The organism is Stenotrophomonas sp. 364 (assembly GCF_009832905.1).
GTDB lineage: Bacteria > Pseudomonadota > Gammaproteobacteria > Xanthomonadales > Xanthomonadaceae > Stenotrophomonas > Stenotrophomonas maltophilia_AP.
Window position 1 is genome coordinate 3,706,682 of sequence record NZ_CP047135.1, and the last position, 25,188, is coordinate 3,731,869.

A 25,188-nucleotide genomic window follows, 5' to 3' on the forward strand; every position below is an offset into this window, starting at 1 on the left:
TCTATACGCTCGTATGAGCCCCCCTCAATGCGCCGCCATGTAGATGTCCTGCAGCACCGCCTTCTCAAGCTCCAGCTCGCTGAGCAGGTTCTTGACGATGTCGCCCAGGCTCAGGATGCCGACCAGCTTGGCGTCTTCGGTCACCATCAGGTGCCGGTGGCGCGAGTAGGTCATCAGCGCCATCGCCTGCTTCAGCGTTGCGTCCGGGGCGATGCCTTCCAGGCCGGCCGACGGCAGGCTGGCGATCACCCGGCGACCGGCCTGCGGGCCATCGTCGGCCAGGCTGCGCACGATGTCCTTCTCGGAAATGATCCGCACCGGGGCATCGTCTTTCATCACCACCAGCGCTGCGATCTTGTGCGCGCTCATCTTGTGCGCGGCGGCACCGATGGTGTCCTCGACATCGATGGTGACGATTGCATCTTTCTTGGATTGCAGGAGTTCGCGGACGTTCATTCTTGTTTCCTGTTACAGGTTACTGAAGTCGAGAGGTGCGCCTGGTTGCGGAGGGAGGCAGTCGCCCTGCGTCTGCCCGTCCTCGGTCACTCGATTCTACGACTGCACCCTGGCCCGGGAGTTTGCAAATCTGGGACAGTTCGTCGTCGAAACCGCTGACGACCCGAGAATGGCACCGCGACTAAAACCGTCGCTGAATGCCACCGCGGCCCACGACTAAAGTTCCACGCCCCCCTGCCGCCGGTAGAGCCACCCCATGGGTGGCTGCCTCCGGCCCAAGACAGAAAAGGAGCCGAGCAGGACGCGGCGCATCCGACGGACACGGTGACCGGAGACCCATGAAAAAGGGGGCCTCGCGGCCCCCTTCTCCACATCCAGAACGTGACGCGCGCGTTTACTCTACCGTCACGCTCTTGGCCAGGTTGCGCGGCTTGTCCACGTCGGTGCCGCGCGCCAGTGCGGTGTGGTACGCCAGCAGCTGCACCGGAATGGTGTGCACCACCGGGCTGAGCACGCCGGCGTGACGCGGGGTGCGGATCACATGCACGCCCTCGGACTCGACGAAGTTGCTGTCCTGGTCGGCGAACACGAACAGTTCGCCACCGCGCGCGCGCACTTCCTGCATGTTGGATTTGACCTTCTCCAGCAGGCTGTCGTTCGGCGCGATCACCACCACCGGCATGTCTTCATCCACCAGCGCCAGCGGTCCATGCTTGAGCTCGCCGGCCGGGTAGGCTTCGGCGTGGATGTAGGTGATTTCCTTGAGCTTGAGCGCGCCTTCCAGCGCGATCGGGTAATGCAGGCCGCGGCCCAGGAACAGCGCGCTGCTCTTGCGCGCGAAGCGCTCGGCCCAGGCGGCGATCTGCGGCTCCATGTTCAGCGCATGCTGCACGCTGCCCGGCAGGAAGCGCAGCTGCTCCAGGTACTCCGCTTCCTGCGCGGCATCCACGCGACCGTGCAGCTTGCCCAGCACCACGGTGAGCTGGAACAGCGCGGCCAGCTGGGTGGTGAAGGCCTTGGTCGAGGCCACGCCGATCTCGGCGCCGGCGCGGGTGTAGCAGACCAGTTCGCTGGCACGCGGGATCGCGCTTTCGGGCACGTTGCAGATCGACAGCGTATGCAGGTGGCCGAGCGACTTGGCGTACTTCAGCGCTTCCATCGTGTCCAGCGTTTCGCCGGACTGGGAGATGGTCACGATCAGGTGCCTGGGGTTGGCATACGCGGCACGGTAGCGGTACTCACTGGCGATTTCCACGCTGCACGGCAGGCCGGAAATCGACTCGATCCAGTAACGCGCGGTCAGGCCCGAGTAGTAGCTGGTGCCACAGGCCAGGATCTGCACGCCTTCGATGCCTGACAGCACCGCTTCGGCATTCTTGCCGAACAGCTCGGCCGGGAACCCGCCGGCGTCGATCGCCGCTTCGATGGTGTCGCCCAGCGCGCGCGGCTGCTCGTGGATTTCCTTCTGCATGAAGTGGCGGTATGGGCCCAGCTCCAGCGAGGCCAGCGACACGTCGGACAGGTGCACGCCGCGGTCGATCGGCTGGTTGTTCTCGTCGAACACCTGCACGCCGTCGCGGTGGATGTCGGCGGTGTCGCCCTCTTCCAGGAAGATCACCCTGCGGGTGGACGACACGATCGCCGAGACGTCCGAGGCCACGAAGTTCTCGCCGTCGCCCAGGCCCACCAGCAGCGGGCAGCCCATGCGCGCGCAGACGAAGTGGTCCGGCTCGGCGCGGCTCATCACCGCCAGTGCATAGGCACCGGTCAGCTCCTTGACGGTGCGCTGCAGCGCGGTCAGCAGGCTGTCACCACCCTTGAGGTGGTGGTGCATCAGGTGCGCGATGACCTCGGTGTCGGTCTGCGACTCGAATACGTAGCCCAGCGCGCGCAGCTTCTCGCGCTGTTCTTCGTGGTTTTCGATGATGCCGTTGTGGACCAGCGCCACGCCGTGGCTGATGTGCGGATGGGCGTTGGCTTCGGTCACCCCGCCGTGGGTGGCCCAGCGGGTGTGGCCGATGCCCAGCAGCGCATCGAAGCCTTCCGCGGCCGCGGCCTTCTCCATCTCGGCCACGCGGCCGGTCCGGCGCACCCGGCGCACGTCGGCCTGCGCAGCGGAGCGGTCGATGACGGCGATGCCGGAGGAGTCGTAGCCGCGATACTCCAGCCGCTTCAGTCCTTCGATGAGTACCGGTACCACGTCGCGATTGGCGATCGCTCCCACAATGCCGCACATAGTTTCTGATCCTTGCCGTTGATGCCCGCATTCTAGCGTGGCCACCGGGGACGCTAGGCGCCTGTCCGCTTAACGAAAGTGTCCGGGGCACTGTCCGCGGACGCCCGGACACTCCGACGCCCCATGCAACCCATTGATTTCAATAGCCGAAAAGTTGGCACGCGGTGTGCTTTGTATCGGGCAACCCAACCGCGAACGAGCCCGATGATCCGCGACACTTCCGCCCAGGACCAGACCCTCTCCGTTGCCGGCACCTCTGCCCCGTGGAAGCGCTGGCTGTGGCCGGGGCTGGCCGCGCTGGTGGTGCTGCTGGCCATCGGCTTTGCCGCCCGTGCCTGGCTCGGCGCCAGCCGTTCCTTCGACAGTGCCCGGGTGCGCGTGGCCGAAGTCACCCGTGGCGACCTGGTCCGGGACATCGCCGCCGACGGTCGTGTGATCGCGGCCAACAGCCCGATCCTGTACGCCATCTCGGCCGGCACCGTGGACCTGAAGGTGGTCGCCGGTGACGTGGTCAAGAAGGGCCAGGAACTGGCCGTGATCGACAGCCCCGAGCTGCGCAGCAAGCTGGCCCAGGAACAGTCCACCCTGGCCGGCCTGGAAGCCGAAGCCAGTCGCGCCACCCTGGATGCCACCCTGGCGCGCGCCAAGGCGCGCAAGGAAACCGACCAGGCCAGCATCGAGCGCCAGGCCGCCGAACGCGACCTGCAGCGCTACCAGCGCGGCTTCGACGGCGGCGCGGTGCCGCAGATCGACCTGGCCAAGGCCAACGACAGCCTGAAGAAGGCCGACATCCAGCTGGCCAATGCTCAGACCGACGCACGCCTGCAGGGCCAGGGCGCCGACCTGGACGCACGCAACAAGCATCTGCTGGCCCAGCGCCAGAAGGCGGTGGTGGCCGAAGTGCAGCGCCAGGTGGACGCGCTCACCCTGCGCGCGCCGTTCGACGGCCAGGTGGGCCAGGTGCAGGCCACCCAGCACACCAACGTGATCGCCAACGCACCGATCCTGGGCGTGGTCGACCTGTCGCGCTTCGAGATCGAAATCAAGGTGCCGGAGAGCTTTGCCCGTGACCTGGCGATCGGCATTCCGGCGCAGCTGACCAGCGGCAACGGCCAGCCGTTCCCCGGTGAGATCAGCGCGGTGTCCCCGGAGGTGGTGGCCGGTGAAGTGAATGCTCGTATCCGCTTCTCCGACAAGCAGCCGCAGGGCCTGCGCCAGAGCCAGCGGATGCAGGCGCGGGTGGTGCTGGATACGCGCCGCAACGTGCTCAAGATCGAGCGCGGCCCCTTCGTCGAACAGGGCAACGGCCAGGCCTACGTGATGAGCGGCAGCACGGCCGTGCGTCGTCCGGTGAAGCTGGGCGTGAGCAGCCTGGGCGAAGTGGAAATCCTCTCTGGCCTGCAGCCCGGCGACCGCGTCGTGGTGTCTGGCAGCGACCTGTTCGGCGATGCCGAACAGGTGTCCATCAACTGATCCCCCTCTCTCCTTCTGAACGAACTGCAAAGGAAAACAGTCATGCTCGAGATGCGCTCGGTCGCCAAAGTGTTCCGTACCGAACAGGTGGAAACTCATGCCCTGCGGTCGCTCGACCTGCACGTGCGGGAGGGGGAATTCGTCGCCGTCACCGGGCCGTCCGGGTCGGGCAAGACGACGTTCCTCAACATCGCCGGCCTGCTGGAAACCTTCACCAGCGGCACCTACCTGCTCGATGGGCAGGACGTGAGCACGCTCGGCGATGACGCGCGCAGCCGCCTGCGCAACCAGAAGATCGGCTTCATCTTCCAGGGCTTCAACCTGATCTCCGACCTCAACCTGTTCGACAACGTCGACGTGCCGTTGCGCTACCGCGGCATGCCGGCCGCCGAGCGCAAGCAGCGCATCGAAAAGGCGCTTGGGCAGGTTGGGCTGGGCTCGCGCATGAAGCACTACCCGGCCGAACTGTCCGGCGGCCAGCAGCAGCGTGCCGCAATCGCGCGCGCCCTGGCCGGCAGCCCGCGCCTGTTGCTGGCCGATGAACCGACCGGCAACCTGGACAGCCAGATGGCGCGCGGCGTGATGGAGCTGCTGGAGGAAATCAACGCCGCCGGCACCACCATCGTCATGGTCACCCATGACCCGGAACTGGCCGCGCGCGCGCAGCGCAACGTGCACATCGTCGACGGCCAGGCCACCGACCTGGTGCGCGAACCGGTGTTGGCCACCCCGCGCCCCGCCATCGTCACCGTCAACGACTGAGGCCTGCCATGTTCGCCTACTACTTCCGACTGGCCCTGCGCAGCTTCCGGCGCAACAAGGTGCTGACCGCGCTGATGGTGATCGCCATCGCGCTGGGCATCGGTGCGTCGATGACCACCCTCACCGTGTTCCATGTGCTGTCTGGCGACCCGATCCCGCAGAAGAGCGATCGCCTGTTCGCCGTGCAGGTCGATCCGCGACCGATGCTGGGCTACCAGGCCGGCGAAGAGCCGGAAGACCAGATGACCCGCTTCGATGCCGAGGCCCTGCTGCGCGAAAAGCACGCACAGCGCCAGGCAGTGATGACCGGCGGCGGCGTCACCGTCGAGTCGGACAAGGCCTCGTTGCGGCCCTTCGACACCGATGCACGCTACACCTCCACCGACTTCTTCCCGATGTTCGACACCCCGTTCCTGTACGGCCGCGCCTGGCCGACCAGCGATGACGAGGGACGTGCGCGGGTGGTGGTGATTTCGCGCACGCTCAACCAGAAACTGTTCGACGGTGCCGACAGCGTCGGCAAGCCGCTGCGCATGGACGGCCACGTGTTCACCGTCGTCGGCGTCCTCGATGAGTGGAGCCCCAACCCGCACTTCTACGACCTGGAAACCGGCCGCTACGGGGGCAGCGAAGACGTCTACCTGCCGTTCGCCACGGCCATGGACCTCAAGCTGGGCCGCAACGGCAACATGAACTGCTGGGGCAACAGCAACGGCGACGAAATCGGCGTCAATGCGCCCTGTGCCTGGCTGCAGTACTGGGTGGAACTGCCCTCGCCCGCCGACGCGGCCACCTACCGCGCCTACCTGGAGAACTACTCGGCCCAGCAGAAGGCGGCCGGTCGTTTCCAGCGCCCAGCCAACGTGCGGCTGCGCAATGTCATGGAGTGGCTGGACTACAAGCAGGTGGTGCCCAGCGACGTGCGCCTGCAGCTGTGGCTGGCGATGGGCTTCCTGCTGGTCTGCCTGATCAACACCGTGGGCCTGTTGCTGGCCAAGTTCCTGCGCCGCAGCGGCGAGATCGGCGTGCGCCGTGCACTGGGCGCCAGCCGCGGGCAGATCTTCCTGCAGTCGCTGGTTGAAGCCGGCACCGTCGGCCTGGCCGGTGGCGTGCTGGGACTCGCCCTGGCGCTGGTCGGCCTGTATGCGGTCCGCCAGCAGCCGGTGGAGTACGCCAAGCTGGCCACGCTGGACGGGCAGATGCTGTTGCTCACCTTTGGCCTGACCCTGGTGGCCAGCCTGCTGGCCGGCTTCCTGCCCGCGCTGCGCGCGATGCAGGTTGCGCCCGCCATCCAACTCAAATCGCAGTAAGGCACCGGAGCACATCATGGATATCCGTCCCATCCTGTCCACCCTGCGCCGGCACAAGACGGCCGCAGCGTTGATCGTGCTGGAGATCGCGCTCACCTGCGCCATCGTCTGCAACGCGCTGTTCCTGATCGGGCAGCGCATCGACACCATCAGCCAGCCCAGCGGCATCGCCGAGAACGAACTGGTGGAAGTGCGTCTGGGCGGCATCGGCAAGCAGGTCAACGTTGAAGCCCGCACCCGCGAAGACCTGGCCGCGCTGCGCGGACTTCCCGGGGTGAAAAGCGCGGTGGCGATCAACCAGCTGCCGTTCCGTCGCAACTCCTGGAACACCAGCCTGTCGCGTGTTCCCGACCAGGAGCGGCCCACCTTGAACGCGGCCCAGTTCTTCGCCCGCGAAGGTACGCTGGACACGCTGGGCGTCGAGTTGATCGCCGGCAGCGACTTCCAGCCCGGCGAGTACCGCGAGTACGACGAGGTCGCCAGCGACCCCGAATCTGAAACCAAGGGCAGTTCGGTGATCCTGACCAAGTCCGCCGCCGACAAGCTCTTCCCCGACGGCGATGCGCTGGGCAAGACGGTGTACAGCGGCCGCATGCCGCTGCGCGTGACCGGCGTGGTCAAGGTGCTGGGCCGCCCCAGCCGGGTCGAAGGCAACACGCAGCACTCGATGCTGCTGCCGGTCCGCATGTCCTACGACATGGGCTTCTACCTGATCCGGGTCACCGACCCGTCGCGCCGCGATGAAGTGCTCAAGGCGGCCGTGGCCGCGCTCGAACGGGTGGATTCCAGCCGTCTGGTGCGGGCCAAGGTCACCTACGAGGAGACCCGCAACAAGTACTTCGCCAATGACCGCGCGATGGTCGGCCTGCTGATCACCGTGTGCGTGGCCCTGCTGGTGGTCACCGCGCTGGGCATTGTCGGCCTGGCCAGCTTCTGGGTGCAGCAGCGCACCAAGCAGATCGGCATCCGCCGTGCACTGGGCGCCACGCGCGGGCAGATCCTGCGCTACTTCCAGACCGAGAACTTCCTGCTGGCCACGGTGGGCATCGTGCTGGGCATGCTGATGGCCTACACCATCAACCTGTGGCTGATGAACACCTACGAGCTGCCGCGCATGCCCATCAGCTACCTGCCGATCGGCGCGGTACTGCTGTGGCTGCTGGGCCAGATCGCGGTGTTCGGCCCGGCCCGTCGCGCCGCCGCCGTGGCGCCGGCCATCGCCACCCGGAGTGCCTGACACATGCGCCTGCATACCACTCCCCTGGCACTGTGCCTGCTGCTGGCCAGCGCCCCGGCGCTGTCGGCCACCCACCGCGAGTCGTCACGCCTGGACTGGCGCGAAGACGGCCACCACCTGGCCCTGGATGCCGAACAAGGCGTGGTCCGCGTGCGCAACGCCACGCCCACCGGGCACTTCGGCGTGCGTGCCGGCGACCGCGTGCTGCGGGTGGGCACGCAGCCGGTGCGCAGCGTGGATGACCTGACCACCGCCCTGGGTCGCAGCGGCCCGGGCACGGTGCCGGTCACCGTGCAGCGCGATGGCCGCGAACAGACCGTGCAGGTGGCCACCGCCGCGTGGCGCGGGGTGCTGCCCCCGCCGACCCCTGCACCGCCGCCGCCGCCACCGCCGCCACCACCGCAGCGGTAGCCGGGACGGCGCCGGCGGCCCTGCCCGCCGGCGCCGTGCTCCGGTACTCTCTGTCCTTCTCCCGGTGCCCTGTCGACGCATGCCTTCGATCCTGATCATTGATGACAACGCCAGCGTCGGCACCGCACTGGAAGTGCTGTTCTCGCTGCACGATATCGACACGCTGCACGCGCTATCGCCCGAAGCCGGCCTGGCGCTGCTGGCGCAACAGCCGGTGGACCTGGTGATCCAGGACATGAACTTCACCGAAGACACCACCTCCGGCGAGGAAGGCGAGGCGCTGTTCCAGCAGATCCGCGCCCGCCACCCCGACCTGCCGGTGATCCTGCTGACCGCCTGGACCCACCTCAGCAGCGCGGTGGACCTGGTGCGTGCCGGCGCGGCCGACTACCTGGCCAAACCGTGGGACGACCGCAAGCTGCTGGTCACGGTGAACAATCTGCTGGAGTTGTCCGAAACGCGTCGCGAGCTGGACCGCCGGCGCGACCGCGAGCAGCGCGACCGCACGGCGCTGGAAGCACGCTATGACCTGCGCGGCGCGGTGGTCGCCGATCCGGCCAGCGAGCGGGTGGTGAACCTGGCCTGCCAGGTCGCTCGCTCGGCGTTGCCGGTGTTGATCACCGGTCCCAACGGCGCCGGCAAGGAGAAGATCGCCGAGATCATCCAGGCCAATTCGCTGGTGGCCAAGGGCCCGTTCGTGGCACTCAACTGCGGCGCCATTCCCGCCGAGCTGATCGAAGCCGAACTGTTCGGCAGCGAGGCCGGTGCCTACACCGGCGCCAACAAGGCCCGCGAAGGCAAATTCGAAGCCGCCGATGGCGGCACGTTGTTCCTGGACGAGATCGGCAACCTGTCACTGGGCGGGCAGATGAAACTGCTGCGCGTGCTGGAAACCGGGCGGTTCGAACGCCTGGGCTCCAACCGCGAACGCCAGGTCAAGGTGCGCGTGGTCAGTGCCACCAATGCCGACCTGCCCGCGATGATCCGCGACGGGAGCTTCCGAGAAGACCTGTACTACCGGCTCAATACCGTTGAACTGGCGCTGCCACCGCTGGCCGAGCGCCCGGGCGACATCCTGCCGCTGGCCGAACGGTTCCTCAGTGGCGACAAGGCGCTTTCCAGTGCGGCCGCCACGGCGCTGCAGCGCCACCCGTGGCCGGGCAACGTGCGCGAGCTGCGCAACGTCATCCAGCGCGCCGAACTGCTGGCCCAGGGCAGCCGCATCGACGTGGGCGACCTCAACCTGCCGCGCGCGCCGGTCGCGGCGCGGCCCACCGCACCGAGTGCCGATCCGGATCGCAGCCGGATCGAAGCGGCGCTGGCGCACAACCACGGCATCATCGCCCAGGCGGCCGCCGAGCTGGGCCTGAGCCGCCAGGCGCTTTACCGGCGTATGGATCGCCACGGCATCCCGCGCGAATGACACGCCGCTCCTTCACCTTCCGGCTGTTCCTGCGCCTGCTGCCGGTGCTGGCGCTGGCCGCTGCCTTTCCCTGGTACCTGGCGTTCTGGCTGGACCATGGCTGGGCGGTCAGCGTGGTGTCGATCATCGTGTTGCTGTCGGTGATGTGGTTCAGCCTGCGCCGCGCCACCGCGCCGGTGCGGTCGCTGCTGCGCGCGTTGTCGGGCACCACCAGCAGCTACCGCGACGGCGAATACAATTTCTCGGTGTACTGGCCGGGCAACGATGAACTGGGCGACCTGGTACAGGCGCATCGCGAACTCGGCGACGTGCTGCGCGAACAGCGCCAGGGGCTGGTGCAGCGGGAACTGCTGCTGGACACCATGGTGCAGAACACGCCGGTGTCGATGCTGCTGCTGGCCAACGGCGGTGACGGCATCCAGCGCGTGGTGTTCTCCAACCTGGCCGCACGCAAGCTGCTGCACAACGGCTGGAAGCTGGAAGGCCAGCGCATGCAGGACGTACTGGAAACCATGCCGGTGGAGCTGCGCGATGCCATCGTGCGCGGCGGCGACAGCCTGTTCGCGGTGCGCGAGGGCGACAGCGACGATGAAGAAGACGAGCAGGTGTATCACCTGTCGCGGCGCAACTTCCACCTCAACGGCCGCCCGCACGACCTGCTGCTGATCCGCCTGCTCACCGCCGAGCTGCGCCGCCAGGAAGTGCAGACCTGGAAGAAGGTGATCCGGGTGATCAGCCACGAGCTCAACAACTCGCTGGCGCCGATCGCTTCGCTGGCCCATTCCGGCGGCGAACTGGTGCGGCGGGGCAAGACCGAGCGGCTGGAAGAGGTGTTCGCCACCATCGAGGAGCGTGCGCGCCACCTGGAGAGCTTCATCCGCGGCTATGCGCGTTTTGCCAAGCTGCCGCAGCCGCAGTTGCAGAACGTGCAGTGGATCCAGTTCCTGACCAGCCTGCAGCACCAGATTCCGTTCCGCATGCAGGGCGTCGGCGACGACCTGCACAGCCGGGTGGATATTGCCCAGCTCGGCCAGGCGCTGCTGAACCTGCTCAAGAACGCGCATGAAGCCGGCGGCGATGCCGAGCCACCCAATGACGATGTCGAGGTTCGCCTGACCCGCCTGCCGCAGTGGCTGCGCCTGGAGGTGCTTGACCGCGGCAAGGGCATGAACGAAGCCGTGCTGCAGAACGCGTTGATGCCGTTCTATTCGACCAAGCGCAACGGCACCGGGTTGGGGCTGGCGCTTACCCGGGAAATCGTGGAAGCGCACGGCGGCCGGATTTCGCTGCAGAACCGCCGCGAAGGCGGGTTGTGCGTGGCGATTTTTTTGCCCGTTTGATCTCGTTGCCGGGCAGAGCCCGGCATTACGGGATCGGTGGGTTGCCGGGCAGAGCCCGGTGTTACGGGATCGGTGGGTTGCCGGGCAGAGCCCGGCGCTACGCCGGGCTTAGCGCTTGGTGGGGCGCTTCCAGCTGTCGATGGTTTCCTGGCGCGCGCGGGCCAGGGTCAGTTTGCCGTCGGGGGCGGTGCGGGTGATGACCGAGCCGGCGGCGATGGTGGCGCCTGCGCCGATCACCACCGGGGCCACCAGCGCGCTGTTGGAGCCGATGAAGGCGTTGTCGCCGATGGTGGTCTGCGATTTGTTCACCCCGTCGTAGTTGCAGGTGATGGTGCCCGCACCGATGTTGACCTTGGCCCCGATCACCGCATCGCCCAAGTAGGTGAGGTGGTTGGCCTTGCTGCCCGGCCCCAGCGTGACCTTCTTGGTTTCCACGAAGTTGCCGACGTGGCTGCCGGCCGCCAGCACCGTGCCCGGGCGCAGGCGTGCGAACGGTCCGATGTCCGCCGCGCCTTCGCTGACCACGCCGTCCAGGTCGCAGTGCGCCTTGACCACGGTGCCGGCGGCCAGCGACACATCCTTGAGCCGGGTGAACGGCCCGATGCTCACGCCGTCGCCGAGTTCAACCCGGCCTTCCAGGATCACGTTGACGTCGATCTGCACATCGCGCCCCACGCTGACCGTGCCGCGGATGTCCAGGCGCGCCGGGTCCAGCACCCGCGCGCCCTGCGTGCACAGCGCCCGCACCGCGCGCAGCTGCCACGCGCGTTCCAGCTGTGCAAGCTGCCACGGGTCGTTGGCACCTTCGGCTTCCTGCGCGTCCTCGACGAACGCCATGTCGGCCGGGGTGTAATCATGCGCGGCGGCGGCAAACACGTCGGTCAGGTAGTACTCGCCCTGCGCGTTGGCATTGGACAGCTGCGACAACCAGGTGCGCAACGCCGTGGACTCGGCGGTGATGATGCCGGTGTTGATGGTGCGGATGGACAGCTGCTCGTCGCTGGCGTCCTTCTGCTCCACGATCGCCGCGACCCGACCCTCGGCATTGCGCACGATGCGACCGTAGCCGGTGGGGTTGGCCACTTCGGCCACCAGCACCGCCAGCCGGCCCGGCTGGGCCAGCAGGTGGCGCAGCGTGTCGGTGCGGATCATCGGCACGTCGCCATACAGCACCAGCACCGTGGCCGCGTCAGGCACGTTGGGCATGGCCTGCTGCACCGCGTGACCGGTGCCCAGCTGTTCGCGCTGTTCGGCCCAGACCAGGTCGGTCTGGCTGGCGAATGCCGCGCGCACCGCATCGCCACCGTGGCCGTACACCACATGGATGGCCGCAGGCTGCAGCTCGCGGGCGGCATCGATCACATGGGCCAGCATCGGGCGGCCGGCAATCGGCTGCAGCACCTTGGGCAGGTCGGATTTCATGCGCTTGCCAGCGCCGGCGGCGAGGATGATGACGTGCAGGGCTTGGGTCATGGGGCAACGTGTGTGGGCGGTAGTGGCTGCGATTCTAGAACGCAGACAGTTAACATGCTGCGTTTCCGCACCGGTATTACCTTCCTGTGAGCCTGATCCGCCAAGGCAGCCGCTTCCTCCTCATCGGCCTGGTGCAGCTGGTCGTGGACTGGGCGGTGTTCGTCGGTGCCACGGCACTGGGCGTGCCGACCGTGCCCGCCAACGTGCTGGGCCGGGTGTGCGGGATGCTGCTGGGGTTCTGGCTCAACGGGCGCTACACCTTTGCCGCCGAAGGCGACCACCGCCTCGGCTGGGCGCGTTTCGCGCGGTTCCTGGCGCTGTGGCTGCTGTTGACCGCCGTCAGTACGCTGCTGGTGAGCACGGCAGCACAGCAGCTTGGCCTGGCCTATGCCTGGCTGGCCAAGCCGGTCGTCGAAGGCGGTCTGGCCGCTGTGTCGTTCCTGCTGATGCGGCGCTTCGTCTATCGCTGAGCGGCCGTCGCACAAACCGGGCACCGGTGCGGTGCCCGGCCGGGATTACCTTATTCGCACTTCAGCGCGCTGACCACCTGGGCGAACTGGTCGTTGGCCTGCTTGCAGCCGGCTTCCAGCGCGGTCTTGTCCTGCATGGTGGCCCACTGGGCCTTGGCCTGGTCCACGCCTTGCTGGAAGGCGGCGGCCGTCTGCGGGTTGGACTTGTCGAAGCAGGCCTTGGCGCGGGTCAGGTAGGCCTCGCAGGCCTGCGGCAGGCCCGCGCCGATGCCGGCAGCGGCTGCCGGCGTAGCGGTGGTCGGTGCAGCCGCCGCCGGGGTCGGGGTGGCCGGCGCGGCAGTGTCGTCCTTCTTGCCACACGCCACCAGGCCGGTGAGGGCCACCGCGAGAATCAATGCGTTCTTGAACATGGTCATTCCTTGATTGAACGGTCAGGGGTTTCGAATGCCTGCATGACAGTCTCCGGCCGCGCACATCCGGGTGCATGTCGGGCAGGTGCACTTCTAGCATCAATGCCCGGCGGCGTCATTCTGCGCCGCACCGGGTACGCCTCCGGCTGGCACCCCGTCGTGCGGGCAGAAGCCCAGCGTGGCCCGCACCAGGGCAATGCGCGTAGCGTCATCCAGCGGCGCGCCCGGCGTGCCCTGCCGGGCGATGGCCCGCGCCAGCTGGCGCGGGCAGTCGGGGGCGGCCCGCACATCGTCCAATTGCGCCCACTGCGAGAGCAGGCGCTCATCGAGGGTATCGATGCGTTCGCGGATGGCGTCCAGCGATGGCGGCGGCGAGGGCGTTCTGCCGAGCAGGAAACGCTGGAAATCAGCGTGCTGCAGCAGCTTGTTGGCCTCGATCAGCTGGCGATAGGTGTGCACCACCGCGTCCGGGTCCACTCCCCGCTGCACGGCGCGGTCGCGCTTTTCGGCGAGCACGGCGGCCTCGCGCTGCGGGTCTTCGATCGGGCGTCCGGCAACAAACTTGTAGGCCGCCACGTCGTGGGCCATCGCGTTGCGCGCCGCCACCCGTTGGACCCACACGCCCAAGCTGTCCAAAGGCGCGAGAGCGGCTACGCGGGCAGGCAGCAGCAGGCTGCAAAGGACCGCAATGACCAGGGCGGGGCGCGCAGGATTCATCATCAGGACTCGGGCAACGGATGCCGCCGATTCTGCCCGCCCTGCCCGCGCGGGGACGCCGGGTCGATCACAGTCCCGACCATCGCCCTCCAGGGTGGCCCAGATACGACAACGCCGGCACAAGGCCGGCGCGGTCGAACAACAGCAGGCGGGCCGCTCAGTGCTTGAGCGTCTTGCGCAGGCGCTCCAGCGCCTGCAGCTGGACCACCGCTTCGGCCAGCTTCTGCTGGGCTTCGGCGACGTCCATGGCTTCGCCACGGTTGGCCAGCACGCGTTCGGCTTCTTCCTTGGCCTTGCGCACCGACGCTTCGTCGATGTCCTGGGCACGGATCGCGGTGTCGGCCAGCACGGTCACCACCTGCGGCTGCACCTCGAGGATGCCGCCGGAAATGGCGAAGTCGAGCTGCTCGCCGTTCGGCGTGGTCACCACCACCTTGCCCGGCTTCAGGCGGGTGATCAGCGGGGCATGCTTGGGCGCGATGCCCAGCTCGCCCAGCTCGCCGGTGGCCACGACCAGGGTCGCTTCACCACGGAAGATTTCCTGCTCGGCGCTGACGATGTCGCAACGGATGGTGCTCATGTAACTCTCTTCGCTAGGGGGCGGGTGTGACCCACCGCAGGGATTCCGCAGCGGTGGGCAGATGCCCACCCCGTGTCACGGTCGGGACGGGCGTGTGCCCGTCCCCGCCGCATCAGGCCTTCTCGGCCATCTTCTTGGCCTTCTCGACCGCTTCTTCGATGCTGCCGACCATGTAGAACGCCTGCTCCGGCAGGTGGTCGTACTCGCCATCGACGATGGCCTTGAAGCCACGGATGGTGTCCTTCAGGGTCACGTACTTGCCCGGCGAACCGGTGAACACTTCGGCCACATGGAACGGCTGGCTGAAGAAGCGCTCGATCTTGCGGGCGCGGGTCACGGCCTGCTTGTCTTCTTCGGACAGTTCGTCCATGCCCAGGATGGCGATGATGTCCTTCAGTTCCTTGTACTTCTGCAAGGTCTGCTGGACGCGCTGGGCGGTGTCGTAATGTTCGTTGCCGATGACCAGCGGGTCCATCTGGCGGCTGGTCGAATCCAGCGGATCCACGGCCGGGTAGATACCCAGCGAGGCGATCGAACGCGACAGGGTCACGGTCGAATCCAGGTGGGCGAAGGTGGTGGCCGGCGACGGATCGGTCAAGTCATCGGCGGGCACGTACACGGCCTGGATCGAGGTGATCGAGCCATTCTTGGTCGAGGTGATGCGCTCCTGCAGGACGCCCATTTCCTCGGCCAGGGTCGGCTGGTAGCCCACTGCCGACGGCATACGACCCAGCAGTGCCGACACTTCGGTACCGGCCAGGGTGTAGCGGTAGATGTTGTCGACGAACAGCAGCACGTCCTTGCCCTTGCCGTTTTCGTCCTTCTCGTCGCGGAAGTACTCGGCCATGGTCAGGCCGGTCAGCGCGACGCGCAGGCGGTTGCCCGGCGGCTCGTTCATCTGGCCGTACACCATCGCGACCTTGTCCAGGACGTTGGAGTCCTTCATCTCGTGGTAGAAGTCGTTGCCCTCACGGGTACGCTCACCCACGCCGGCGAACACGGACAGACCGCTGTGCGCCTTTGCGATGTTGTTGATCAGTTCCATCATGTTGACGGTCTTGCCGACGCCGGCGCCGCCGAACAGGCCGACCTTGCCGCCCTTGGCGAACGGGCACATCAGGTCGATGACCTTGATGCCGGTTTCCAGCAGCTCGGTGGCCGGGGACTGGTCTTCGTACGACGGGGCGTCACGGTGGATTTCCCACGTGTCGCTGGCGGTCACCGGACCGGCTTCGTCGATCGGACGGCCGAGCACGTCCATGATGCGGCCCAGGGTGCCTGCACCGACCGGCACCGAGATGGCGCGTTCGGTGTTGGTGGCCACCAGGTTGCGCTTCAGTCCGTCGGTGGAGCCCAGCGCGATGCAACGGACCACGCCGTCGCCCAGCTGCTGCTGCACTTCCAGCGTGATGTCGGTGTTGTCCACCTTCAGCGCGTGGTACACCTTCGGCACCGACTCGCGGGGGAATTCGACGTCGACGACGGCGCCGATGATCTGAACGATCTTGCCCTGACTCATTGCTGCAATCCTCTAATGTGTGCTTTGACTGTGCGCGTCAGACTGCTGCCGCGCCGCCGACGATTTCGGAAATTTCCTGGGTGATCGCTGCCTGGCGGGCCTTGTTGTAGACCAGCTGCAGGGTTCCGATCAGCTTGTTCGCGTTGTCGCTTGCCGACTTCATCGCGACCATGCGGGCTGCATGCTCGGACGCGACGTTTTCCAGAACCGCCTGGTACACCAGCGACTCGACGTAACGCGTCATCACGTGCTCCAGCACGGTCGCGGCGTCGGGTTCGTACAGGTAGTCCCAGTCGTGGTGCGCGACCTGCTTCTCAGCGGCCGGCAACGGCAGCAGCTGGTCGAAGCTGGCCTTCTGCGTCATCGTGTTGATGAAGCGGTTGTAGACCAGGTACACGCGGTCGACCTTGCCTTCGGTGAAGGCATCGAGCATGACCTTGATCACGCCGATCAGCTGTTCCAGGTGCGGCACGTCGCCCATGTGGGTGACGCTGCCCACCATGTTGACCTTGATGCGGCGGAAGAAGGTCGAGGCCTTCTGGCCCACCGTCACCACGTCGATCTCGGCACCCTTGTCCTGGTACTGGCGGACTTCGCCCAGCATCTTGCGGAACAGGTTGTTGTTCAGGCCGCCGGCCAGGCCGCGGTCGGAGGAGATCACGATGTAACCGACCCGCTTGACCTCGTCGCGCTGGACCAGGAACGGATGCTGGTAATCGGTGCTGGCCTGGGCCAGGTGACCGATCACCTGCTTCATCGCCTGCGCATACGGACGCGACGTCTTCATCCGCTCCTGCGCCTTGCGGATTTTGGAGGCCGAGACCATTTCGAGCGCACGCGTCACCTTGCGGGTGTTCTGCACGCTCTTGATCTTGGTTTTGATTTCGCGTCCGCTTGCCATCTCTTCTTCCCGTATAGCGGGGCTCTGCCCCGCTGCCATTCAACGGTGAAGCGAGGCCGTCAGGCCCCGCCCCACATGCGGCTTACCAGCTGCCGGTGGTCTTGAACTCGGCGATGCCCTTCTTGAAGGCCGCTTCGATGTCGTTGTCCCAACCGCCGGTGGCGTTGATCTTGCTGATCAGCTCGCCCTGGGTGTTGGCGAAGTGGGCGTGCAGGCCCTCTTCCAGCGCCAGCAGCTTGTTGACCGGCACGTCGTCGAGGTAACCCTCGTTGACGGCGTAGATGGTCAGCGCCTGGTTGGCGATCGACATCGGGGCGTACTGCTTCTGCTTCATCAGCTCGGTGACGCGCTGACCGCGCTCAAGCTGCTTGCGGGTGGCTTCGTCCAGGTCCGAGGCGAACTGCGCGAACGCAGCCAGCTCGCGGTACTGGGCCAGCGAGATACGGATGCCGCCGGACAGCTTCTTGATGATCTTGGTCTGGGCCGCACCACCGACGCGCGACACCGAGATACCGGCGTTCACGGCCGGGCGGATGCCCGAGTTGAACAGATCGGTTTCCAGGAAGATCTGGCCGTCGGTGATCGAGATCACGTTGGTCGGCACGAACGCCGAGACGTCACCGGCCTGGGTTTCGATGATCGGCAGCGCGGTGAGCGAGCCGGTCTTGCCCTTGACGGCGCCGTTGGTGAACTTCTCCACGTATTCTTCGGACACGCGGGCAGCGCGCTCGAGCAGGCGGGAGTGCAGATAGAACACGTCACCCGGGTAGGCTTCGCGGCCCGGCGGACGCTTCAGCAGCAGCGAGATCTGGCGGTAGGCCACGGCCTGCTTGGACAGATCGTCGTACACGATCAGCGCGTCTTCGCCGCGGTCCATGAAGTACTCACCCATGGTGCAGCCCGAGTAGGCGCTGATGTACTGCATCGCGGCCGATTCGGACGCGGTGGCAGCCACCACCACGGTGTGCGCCAGGGCGCCGTTCTCTTCCAGCTTGCGCACGATGTTGGCCACGGTCGAGGCCTTCTGGCCGATCGCGACGTACACGCACTTGATGCCGGTGCTCTTCTGGTTGATCACCGCATCGATGGCCAGGGCGGTCTTGCCGGTCTGGCGGTCACCGATGACCAGCTCGCGCTGGCCGCGGCCGATCGGGATCATGGAGTCGACCGACTTGTAACCGGTCTGCACCGGCTGGTCGACCGACTTGCGCCAGATCACGCCCGGGGCAACGCGCTCCACCGGCGCGGTGGCCTGTGCAGCGATCGGGCCCTTGCCGTCGATCGGCTCGCCCAGCGCGTTGACCACGCGGCCGAGCATTTCGGGACCCACCGGCACTTCCAGGATGCGACCGGTGGTCTTGGCGACGTCGCCTTCGCGCAGGTGCTCATAGCCACCCAGGACCACGGCGCCGACCGAGTCGCGCTCCAGGTTCAGGGCCAGGGCGAAGGTGTTGTTCGGCAGTTCGATCATTTCGCCCTGCATCACGTCGGCCAGACCGAAGATGCGCACGATGCCGTCGGACACGCTGGTCACGGTGCCTTCGTTGCGCGATTCCGCGGCCAGCTTGACCTTCTCGATGCGGTTCTTGATCAGTTCGCTGATTTCGGAGGGGTTGAGCGTGGTTGCCATCGTCAAGTCCTAGTGCCGGCGATCACGCCGGACGTTAAATGAATTCAGTTAGCGAGCGCGGTCTGCAGGCGCGACAGCTTGCCCTTGAGCGAGCCATCGATGACCACGTCGCCGGCGTCGATGACGGCACCGCCGATCAACGAAGCATCGACTGCGGTCGAGACGTCCACTTCACGGCCGAAGCGCTTGCGCAGCGCGGCCTTGATGGCGTCCAGTTCAGCGGCGGACAGTTCCGTGGCCGAGGTCACGGTGGCCTTGACCACGTGTTCGGCGTCGGCGCGCAGCTGGTCGTACATGCCGGCGATTTCCGGCAGCAGCGGCAGACGGTGCGCTTCGGCCAGGATGGCCAGGAAGCGACCGAAGGTCTCGCTGGACGATTCCGGCACCAGCAACGCGACGGCATCGCCGCGGTCCAGTTCCGGGTTCGACAGCAAGGCCGCCACGCGTGGGTCGGCGGCTACATGGGCGGAAAACGCAAGCGCGTCCGACCACGGCGCGAACGTGCCTTCGTCGCGCGCGGTCGCGAACGCGGCGCGGGCATACGGGCGTGCAAGCGTGAGGGCCTGGCTCATCGATCAGATCTCCGATGCCAGCTCGTCGAGCAGCGCCTTGTGGGCGTTGGCGTCGATTTCGCGCTTGAGCAGCTTTTCGGCACCGCTCACGGCCAGGGCGGACACCTGCTTGCGCAGGTCTTCACGGGCACGGTTGGCGGCAGCCTCGATTTCAGCGTGGGCCAGGTCTTTCTGGCGGTTCGCTTCGGCGATGGCTTCATTCTTGGCGGCTTCAACGATCTGGTTGGCGCGCGCGTGGGCCTGGTCGATGATCTCGTTGGCCTTGCCGCGTGCATCCTTCAGTGCTTCGTTGACCTTTTCCTGCGCCTGGGCCAGATCCTTCTGGCTGCGGTCGGCAGCGGCGAGGCCTTCAGCGATCTTCTGCTGGCGCTCTTCGATGGCATTCATCAACGGCGGCCAGATCTTGGTCGCGATGATCCAGATCAGACCGGCGAACGCCAGTGCCTGGGCAACGAGGGTAAAACCGATTTCCATGGGGTTCGCTCAATCTGGGGTGATGGGGTGGTTGCGCCGCCCGAGGCGGCGCAGCCTTTCCTTCATCCGCGATCAGGCGCACGCGGCGCCTGATCGTTTCGCTTTCGCTGGATCAGCCTGCAACAGCCGGCAGACGGGCAACGAACTCGCCGATGGTCGGGTTGGCGAAGGCCAACAGCAGGCCGACGGCGACCGAGATGATGAACGCGGCGTCGATCAGGCCGGCGGTGATGAACATGCGGACCTGCAGGACCGGAATCAGTTCCGGCTGGCGGGCAGCCGATTCCAGGAACTTACCGGACATGATGGCCAGACCGAGACCGGCACCCAGCGCGGCCAGGCCGATCATGATGCCGACGGCGAGGACGGTGGAGCTCTGGACTTGGGCGAGGTTGGTCAGGACGGCGAGGTACATGGTTTTCTCCTGGAACTTTGAATAGCTAAGGGTTTAGAAACAAACGGATGAAGGGTGAAACGGAAACTCAGTGAGCGTCTTCCGACAGGCTCAGGTACACGATGGACAACATCATGAAGATGAAGGCCTGCAGCGGAATCACCAGCAGATGGAACAGCATCCAGCCCAGGCCGAATGCACCGCCTGCGATGGCGCCGGCGATACCCGCGCTGCCCAGCACCCAGATCAGCAGGAAGACGATTTCGCCGCCGAACATGTTGCCGAACAGTCGCATCGCCAGCGAGATCGGCTTGCTGAGCCACTCGACGATGTTGAGGATCAGGTTGAACGGCATCATCCACTTGCCGAACGGTGCGGTCAGGAACTCCTTGGTGAAGCCACCAATGCCCTTGGCACGCAGCGCGAAGAACAGCATCAGGAAGAACACGCTGATCGACATGCCCAGGGTGGCATTGACGTCGGCGGTGGGGACCGGCTTCCAGTACGGCACGCCGAGGGCTTCCAGCGGCAGGGCGATGAAGTCGGCCGGGATCATCTTGATGAGGTTCATCAGGAGGATCCAGAAGAAGATCGTGATGGCGATCGGGGTCACCAGCTTGCTGGTGCCGTGGTAGGTGTCCTTGGCCTGGCGGTCAACGAACTCCAGGCAGATCTCCACGAACGCCTGCCACTTGCCCGGCACGCCGGCGGTGGCCTTGCGGGTTGCCATCCAGAAGCCGAACACCATCAACAGGCCCATCAGGACCGAAGTCACGATGGTGTCGACGTGGATCGCCCAGAAACCACCTTCCTGCATATGGAACGTCAGGTTGTGCAGGTGATGTTGGATGTAGGAGGTGGGTGTCAGCGCCTCGCCTGCCATGTGTCCGGAACCTTGAGTTAAATAAAGAGGATCAGCGCCTGGCCAGAGCCAGGACCTGGAACATCAACCCGACGGCGATACCGGCCAGCAGCGCCAATGCAGGCAGCTTGAAGACCAGGAACCCCACCATCAGGACACCGAAAACGAGTACCCACTTTGCCACCACGGCCAGGATCAGGCGGGTCATCGCCGATCCAGCCGCCTGCACCCCGCCACCCAGCGCCATGCGCGCCGCGACCCAGCCACCGGCCGACACCGCCACACCCGATGCCAGCGCCCCCAGGGCGTACATCGTCCCTGCCAGCAGCAGGAAGGCCAGAGCCAGGACAGCCACTGCAGCCAGCGGGTAAACCGCTGCGCGCAGCATCAGTCGCCGACCCGAATCAACGGAGTTCAGCACACGTATGTCCTGCAAGATCTTGAGTAGAAAGGCCGAGGTCGCAAGCAAGCGCCTCGTCGAGCCGCCAAATTATAGCAACGGGACAATTTGCGAGACAACCGCCCCCTGTTCATCCCGGATGGCCGCAAGTTGCTGCATCGCCACAGATTTTGCGTTCCACCTGCGGTCCAATCCCGGCCTGACTGGCTCTGCGCCTGTCGCGACGCACCAATTGAACTTTCGTCGCAGGGTCCGGTCTGATCCATCGACCTGCACATTTCGATCCTCGTCGACGCCCTTGTGGCAGGTCTGGCACCCCAAAGTGGCCCCGAACTCTCTCCGGGGCCACTTTTTTTCCGGCGCTTTCGCGACCGCAGGCGCCGGTGGGGCCCAACGGCGGCCTCCTGAACGCGCTCCGGGGCGCGTTGCGGCCATCCCTGTGACCGACGGCACGGCCCGGTGCATGAACGGTACACACTGCGTCCACCATACGTTCACGAATGGTGGACGCGACGCTGGGCAGAGTGATTCCACATCAATGAATCACTGCAAGGACACACACCGATGCGCCTGATGCTCCCCCTGCTCGCCCTGCCGCTGGCCATGGCGGCACTGACCCACGCCAATACCGCCAGCGCCGCTGAAGGTGACGATCGCTTCGCCCTGCGCCTGGGCGCGATGAACATCGATTCGGACAACACGATCCGCGGCAACACCACCGTTGCCGGCCAGGACGTGGGCTTCTCCGAGGATCTCAAGCTGGGTGGCAAGGAGTGGGAGCCGCGCATCGACGGCATGTTCCGCATCAGCGACCGCCAGCGCCTGCTGTTCAACTACTTCAAGTACGACAAGGACCGCCGCGAGACGCTGGGCCAGGACATCTCCTACGGTGGCGTGACCGTACCGGCCGACAGCTTCGTCAAGGGCGAGTTGAAGTACCAGGTGGCCAGCCTGGTGTACGACTACTCCGTAGTGGACACCGATACGTTCGACCTCGGCCTGCAGCTGGGTGCCGAGTACGCCAAGGTGAGCACCAAGGCCTATGCCGACGTGGGTGACCTGTACCAGGGCCGCTTCCTCGACGAGAAGGCCGACGGTGTGGCCCCGGTCGTGGGCGCGCGCATGAGCTTCACGCCGTCGGAAAAGTGGCTGATCACGCTGCAGGGCCAGTACCTCAACACCAGCTGGGGCAATTTCGACGACTACAAGGGCGACCTGACCCGCGCCAATGCAATCGTGGATTACCGCCTGACCCAGAACTTCGGCGTGTTCGCCGGCTACGACTGGTTCAAGCTGGACGTGGACCAGAAGGGCAGCGACGGCACCATCGGCCTGAAGCAGGAATTCAAGGGCCCGGTGGCCGGTATCAGCGTCACCTTCTAAGCAACCGCAGCACCTCTCTCCGAGCGCGGCAACAGGGCAACCTGTTGTCGCGTTTTTTGTTTGTGTCGACGTCAGCAGGCAACGGCGGGGCGCGTCGAGCGCTGGGGGACATTTGCAGAAAGGCCTGTCGGTCACGAAGGGGCCCATCCGGTCGCGACCAAAGCAGGCAAAGACACAACACCGCCCCGCACCACGTAGCAACAAAAAAACCCCGGCGTCTGCCGGGGTTTTTGTTGAACCGGTGTCGCGACCAACGGTCGTGATTTACCGCTTCTTGGGCATGTACAGATCGGTGATGGTGCCGTCGTAGATCTCCGCGGCCATCGCCACCGATTCGCTCAGCGTCGGGTGCGCGTGGATGGTGTGACCGATGTCCTCGGCCTCCGCGCCCATCTCGATCGCCAGCCCGATCTCGGCCAGCAGATCGCCGGCGTGCACGCCCACGATCGCGCCACCGATGATGCGGTGCGTCTCCTCGTCGAAGATCAGCTTGGTGAAGCCCTCGGTACGACCGATACCGATCGCACGGCCACTGGCCGCCCACGGGAACTTCGCCACGCCCACATTCAGACCCTTGGCCTTCGCCTCGGTCTCGGTCACGCCCACCCAGGCGATTTCCGGGTTCGTATAGGCCACCGACGGAATCACCCGCGCCACCCACTCCTTCTTCTCGCCCGAGGCCACTTCCGCAGCCAGCTTGCCTTCGTGCGTCGCCTTGTGGGCCAGCATCGGGTTACCCACGATGTCGCCGATGGCGAAGATGTGCGGCACGTTCGTGCGCATCTGGCGGTCCACCGGAATGAAGCCACGCTCGGTCACCTGCACGCCGGCCTTCTCGGCACCAATCTTCTTGCCGTTCGGCGAACGGCCCACGGCCACCAGCACGCGGTCGAACGTGCCTTGCGCCAGCGCAGGCGTCTCGCCCTCGGCGGCAGCCTCGAAGGTCACCGTGATGCCCTTGGCATCGGCGCTCACGCCCGACGCCTTGGTCTTCAGGTGGACCTCGACGCCCTGCTTCTTCAGACGGTCGGCCAGCGGCTTCACCAGGTCCTTGTCGGCGCCCGGCATCAGCTGGTCCATGAACTCCACCACCGTGACCTTGCTGCCGAGGGCCGCATACACCGTCGCCATTTCCAGGCCGATGATGCCGCCGCCCACCACCAGCAGCGAACCCGGCACGTCGGCCAGCTCGAGTGCATCGGTGGAATCCATCACGCGCTTGTCGTCCCACGGGAAGTTCGGCAGCTTCACCGCCTGCGAACCGGCGGCGATGATGCACTGCTCGAAACGCAGCAGCTGGGTCTTGCCGTCGTCGCCGACGATCTCCAGCTCGTTGGCCGACACGAACGTGGCCAGGCCCTGCACCGTGCGCACCTTGCGCTGCTTGGCCATGCCGGCCAGGCCCTTGGTCAGCTGGGTGACCACCTTTTCCTTGTAGCCGCGCAGCTTGTCCAGGGTGATCGTGGGCGCGCCGAACTCGACGCCGAAATCACCGGCGTGGGCCACTTCATCGATCACCGCGGCAGCATGCAGCAGCGCCTTGGACGGAATGCAGCCCACGTTGAGGCAGACGCCGCCGAGGCTGGCGTACCGCTCGATCAACACCGTGTCCACGCCCAGGTCGGCCGAGCGGAACGCGGCGGTGTAACCGCCGGGGCCAGCGCCCAGCACCACCATCTTGCATTCGATGTCGGCCGGCTTGCCCGACGACAGCGCCGGCTGCGGCGCGGCCGGTTCGGCCGGGGCGCGGTGCGATGGGGTCACCGGCGGCTTGCTGGCCGGCGCGGCTTCTGCCTTGGGTGCGTCGGCCTTGGCCGGCGCAGCCGGTGCGGCAGCCTCGCCTTCGGCTTCAAGCAACAGCACCACATCGCCTTCGGACAGGTTGTCGCCGAGCTTGACCTTGATTTCCTTGACCACGCCGGCGGCCGACGACGGCACTTCCAGCGTTGCCTTGTCCGACTCCAGCGTGACCAGCCCCTGGTCCTTCTTCACCGTTTCGCCCACGGCAACCAGCAGTTCGATCACCGGCACACCGCTGTAATCGCCGATGTCGGGAACCTTGATTTCAATTGCGGCCATTGTTGTTCTCCTGGTACTCAGCCGGCGGTGCCGGCGAGCAATTGCTGCAGTTCGTCGAGCGACTCGTCCAGATCTTTCCAGCGACGGTCGAGCTTCTTTTCCTTGGTGTCGCTGGCTTCGATCAGCAGCGCCACCTGTTTCATCATCAGCTTGCCGGTACCGCATTCCGGGCGCGGGCCGCTGAAACGCTGCCCGTCCACCTGGAAGGACAGCACCTCGCCCTCCAGCACCGCGGCCTTGCGGTCGGCCGGCACCGCCGCGTCCAGCGCGGCCTGCCAGCTGCGCACCAGGCGCTGTGCCAGCGCGGCCGGGATGCTGACCTGGTACTGGTCAGGCTCCTGGTCCACGCGCAGTTCAAGACCGCCCTGGCGGGCGCTGTTGTTCCAGCTGTAGACCCGCTTGTCGGCGCGGCTGTAACGGAGCGTCCATTCCTGTTCCTGGGTGCCCCGCAGCAAGGCCACGCCGGTTTCGACCCCGCTCTTGGGCAGGGTTACCAGCGACAGCGCCGGCTGTGCCTTGCCTTCGAACAGGGTTTCCACGGCCTGGCCGTAGTTGCCCACCGCCGGCGGCCAGCCGCGGCCGAGGCCGGAGCTGCAGTCCGCCGCGAGCGCCTGCGCCGCCGGCACCATGCCCAGCACCAACGCCACGTAGAGCCGGGCTCTGCCCGGCTTCATGG

25 protein-coding genes are annotated in these 25,188 nt (G+C 66.3%); 9 read left to right on the plus strand and 16 right to left on the minus strand.

Annotation, left to right across the window (positions count from 1 at the left end):
• Positions 1 to 24: 24 nt before the first annotated feature.
• The gene (locus GQ674_RS16655; protein WP_038686119.1) at positions 25 to 456 is read right to left on the minus strand and encodes a CBS domain-containing protein; all 432 of its coding nucleotides are present in this window, start codon (positions 454 to 456) and stop codon (positions 25 to 27) included.
• Positions 457 to 850: 394 nt separating this feature from the next.
• Positions 851 to 2,692, minus strand: coding sequence for a glutamine--fructose-6-phosphate transaminase (isomerizing) (gene glmS, locus GQ674_RS16660; protein ID WP_159497957.1), 1,842 nt, complete (start codon positions 2,690 to 2,692; stop codon positions 851 to 853).
• 204 nt (positions 2,693 to 2,896) lie between these two features.
• Between glmS and GQ674_RS16665 the strand changes: the two genes are divergently transcribed.
• The 7 genes from GQ674_RS16665 to GQ674_RS16695 all read left to right on the plus strand — a co-directional run bounded on the left by GQ674_RS16665 (position 2,897) and on the right by GQ674_RS16695 (position 10,648).
• Positions 2,897 to 4,165, plus strand: a complete 1,269-nt coding sequence (locus GQ674_RS16665) for an efflux RND transporter periplasmic adaptor subunit (RefSeq protein ID WP_128097924.1) — start codon at positions 2,897 to 2,899, stop codon at positions 4,163 to 4,165.
• A 42-nt stretch (positions 4,166 to 4,207) separates the two neighbouring features.
• A complete protein-coding gene (locus tag GQ674_RS16670) occupies positions 4,208 to 4,927 on the plus strand; it encodes an ABC transporter ATP-binding protein (RefSeq protein WP_159497958.1) in 720 nt (239 codons plus the stop codon).
• An 8-nt stretch (positions 4,928 to 4,935) separates the two neighbouring features.
• Complete coding sequence (locus GQ674_RS16675; protein ID WP_159497959.1) at positions 4,936 to 6,237, plus strand: ABC transporter permease; 1,302 nt, start codon at positions 4,936 to 4,938, stop codon at positions 6,235 to 6,237.
• Positions 6,238 to 6,253: 16 nt separating this feature from the next.
• Positions 6,254 to 7,474, plus strand: coding sequence for an FtsX-like permease family protein (locus tag GQ674_RS16680; protein ID WP_128097921.1), 1,221 nt, complete (start codon positions 6,254 to 6,256; stop codon positions 7,472 to 7,474).
• A gap of 3 nt (positions 7,475 to 7,477) precedes the next feature.
• The gene (locus GQ674_RS16685; RefSeq protein WP_159497960.1) at positions 7,478 to 7,885 is read left to right on the plus strand and encodes a PDZ domain-containing protein; all 408 of its coding nucleotides are present in this window, start codon (positions 7,478 to 7,480) and stop codon (positions 7,883 to 7,885) included.
• Between the two features lie 79 nt (positions 7,886 to 7,964).
• Positions 7,965 to 9,308 (plus strand): sigma-54 dependent transcriptional regulator, encoded by a 1,344-nt coding sequence (locus GQ674_RS16690; RefSeq protein ID WP_159497961.1) that lies wholly within the window; start codon positions 7,965 to 7,967, stop codon positions 9,306 to 9,308.
• Entirely contained in the window at positions 9,305 to 10,648 is a 1,344-nt protein-coding gene (locus GQ674_RS16695) for an ATP-binding protein (protein WP_159497962.1), read from the plus strand. Before GQ674_RS16690 ends, GQ674_RS16695 begins: the two co-directional genes overlap by 4 nt.
• A 108-nt stretch (positions 10,649 to 10,756) precedes the next feature.
• On the opposite strand, the gene glmU is transcribed toward GQ674_RS16695, so the two are convergent.
• Positions 10,757 to 12,121 (minus strand): bifunctional UDP-N-acetylglucosamine diphosphorylase/glucosamine-1-phosphate N-acetyltransferase GlmU, encoded by a 1,365-nt coding sequence (glmU, locus tag GQ674_RS16700; protein ID WP_159497963.1) that lies wholly within the window; start codon positions 12,119 to 12,121, stop codon positions 10,757 to 10,759.
• Positions 12,122 to 12,207: 86 nt separating this feature from the next.
• Here glmU and GQ674_RS16705 point away from each other — a divergent pair, with 86 nt between their 5' ends.
• Positions 12,208 to 12,591, plus strand: a complete 384-nt coding sequence (locus GQ674_RS16705) for a GtrA family protein (protein WP_159497964.1) — start codon at positions 12,208 to 12,210, stop codon at positions 12,589 to 12,591.
• A gap of 50 nt (positions 12,592 to 12,641) precedes the next feature.
• Here the strand turns inward: GQ674_RS16705 and GQ674_RS16710 are convergent, their stop codons facing one another.
• The 11 genes from GQ674_RS16710 to GQ674_RS16760 form a co-directional block, all read right to left on the minus strand.
• Positions 12,642 to 13,001 (minus strand): DUF5339 family protein, encoded by a 360-nt coding sequence (locus GQ674_RS16710; protein WP_159497965.1) that lies wholly within the window; start codon positions 12,999 to 13,001, stop codon positions 12,642 to 12,644.
• Between the two features lie 99 nt (positions 13,002 to 13,100).
• Positions 13,101 to 13,718 (minus strand): gamma subclass chorismate mutase AroQ, encoded by a 618-nt coding sequence (aroQ, locus tag GQ674_RS16715; RefSeq protein ID WP_159497966.1) that lies wholly within the window; start codon positions 13,716 to 13,718, stop codon positions 13,101 to 13,103.
• Between the two features lie 157 nt (positions 13,719 to 13,875).
• Complete coding sequence (locus tag GQ674_RS16720; protein WP_038686101.1) at positions 13,876 to 14,298, minus strand: F0F1 ATP synthase subunit epsilon; 423 nt, start codon at positions 14,296 to 14,298, stop codon at positions 13,876 to 13,878.
• A 112-nt stretch (positions 14,299 to 14,410) separates the two neighbouring features.
• Entirely contained in the window at positions 14,411 to 15,817 is a 1,407-nt protein-coding gene (gene atpD / locus GQ674_RS16725) for a F0F1 ATP synthase subunit beta (RefSeq protein WP_159497967.1), read from the minus strand.
• Positions 15,818 to 15,854: 37 nt separating this feature from the next.
• Positions 15,855 to 16,718, minus strand: a complete 864-nt coding sequence (gene atpG / locus GQ674_RS16730) for a F0F1 ATP synthase subunit gamma (RefSeq protein ID WP_038686099.1) — start codon at positions 16,716 to 16,718, stop codon at positions 15,855 to 15,857.
• 82 nt (positions 16,719 to 16,800) lie between these two features.
• On the minus strand, positions 16,801 to 18,348 hold the full coding sequence (atpA, locus tag GQ674_RS16735; protein WP_038686097.1) for a F0F1 ATP synthase subunit alpha: 1,548 nt from the start codon (positions 18,346 to 18,348) through the stop codon (positions 16,801 to 16,803).
• 44 nt (positions 18,349 to 18,392) lie between these two features.
• Positions 18,393 to 18,920, minus strand: a complete 528-nt coding sequence (locus GQ674_RS16740; protein WP_128097914.1) for a F0F1 ATP synthase subunit delta — start codon at positions 18,918 to 18,920, stop codon at positions 18,393 to 18,395.
• Positions 18,921 to 18,923: 3 nt separating this feature from the next.
• The gene (locus GQ674_RS16745) at positions 18,924 to 19,394 is read right to left on the minus strand and encodes a F0F1 ATP synthase subunit B (protein WP_128097913.1); all 471 of its coding nucleotides are present in this window, start codon (positions 19,392 to 19,394) and stop codon (positions 18,924 to 18,926) included.
• 112 nt (positions 19,395 to 19,506) lie between these two features.
• Positions 19,507 to 19,809, minus strand: coding sequence for a F0F1 ATP synthase subunit C (gene atpE / locus GQ674_RS16750; protein WP_038686092.1), 303 nt, complete (start codon positions 19,807 to 19,809; stop codon positions 19,507 to 19,509).
• A 67-nt stretch (positions 19,810 to 19,876) separates the two neighbouring features.
• A complete protein-coding gene (atpB, locus tag GQ674_RS16755; protein WP_128097912.1) occupies positions 19,877 to 20,671 on the minus strand; it encodes a F0F1 ATP synthase subunit A in 795 nt (264 codons plus the stop codon).
• A gap of 31 nt (positions 20,672 to 20,702) precedes the next feature.
• On the minus strand, positions 20,703 to 21,071 hold the full coding sequence (locus tag GQ674_RS16760; protein WP_181394075.1) for a hypothetical protein: 369 nt from the start codon (positions 21,069 to 21,071) through the stop codon (positions 20,703 to 20,705).
• A 543-nt stretch (positions 21,072 to 21,614) separates the two neighbouring features.
• Between GQ674_RS16760 and GQ674_RS16765 the strand changes: the two genes are divergently transcribed.
• Positions 21,615 to 22,433 carry a hypothetical protein gene (locus GQ674_RS16765; RefSeq protein ID WP_159497968.1) on the plus strand — a complete coding sequence of 273 codons (819 nt, stop codon included), beginning with the start codon at positions 21,615 to 21,617 and terminating at the stop codon, positions 22,431 to 22,433.
• A gap of 264 nt (positions 22,434 to 22,697) precedes the next feature.
• On the opposite strand, the gene lpdA is transcribed toward GQ674_RS16765, so the two are convergent.
• Both lpdA and GQ674_RS16775 read right to left on the minus strand, forming a co-directional pair.
• On the minus strand, positions 22,698 to 24,512 hold the full coding sequence (lpdA, locus tag GQ674_RS16770; protein ID WP_159497969.1) for a dihydrolipoyl dehydrogenase: 1,815 nt from the start codon (positions 24,510 to 24,512) through the stop codon (positions 22,698 to 22,700).
• 17 nt (positions 24,513 to 24,529) lie between these two features.
• Positions 24,530 to 25,186 (minus strand): hypothetical protein, encoded by a 657-nt coding sequence (locus GQ674_RS16775; protein WP_201290170.1) that lies wholly within the window; start codon positions 25,184 to 25,186, stop codon positions 24,530 to 24,532.
• Positions 25,187 to 25,188: the final 2 nt, after the last annotated feature.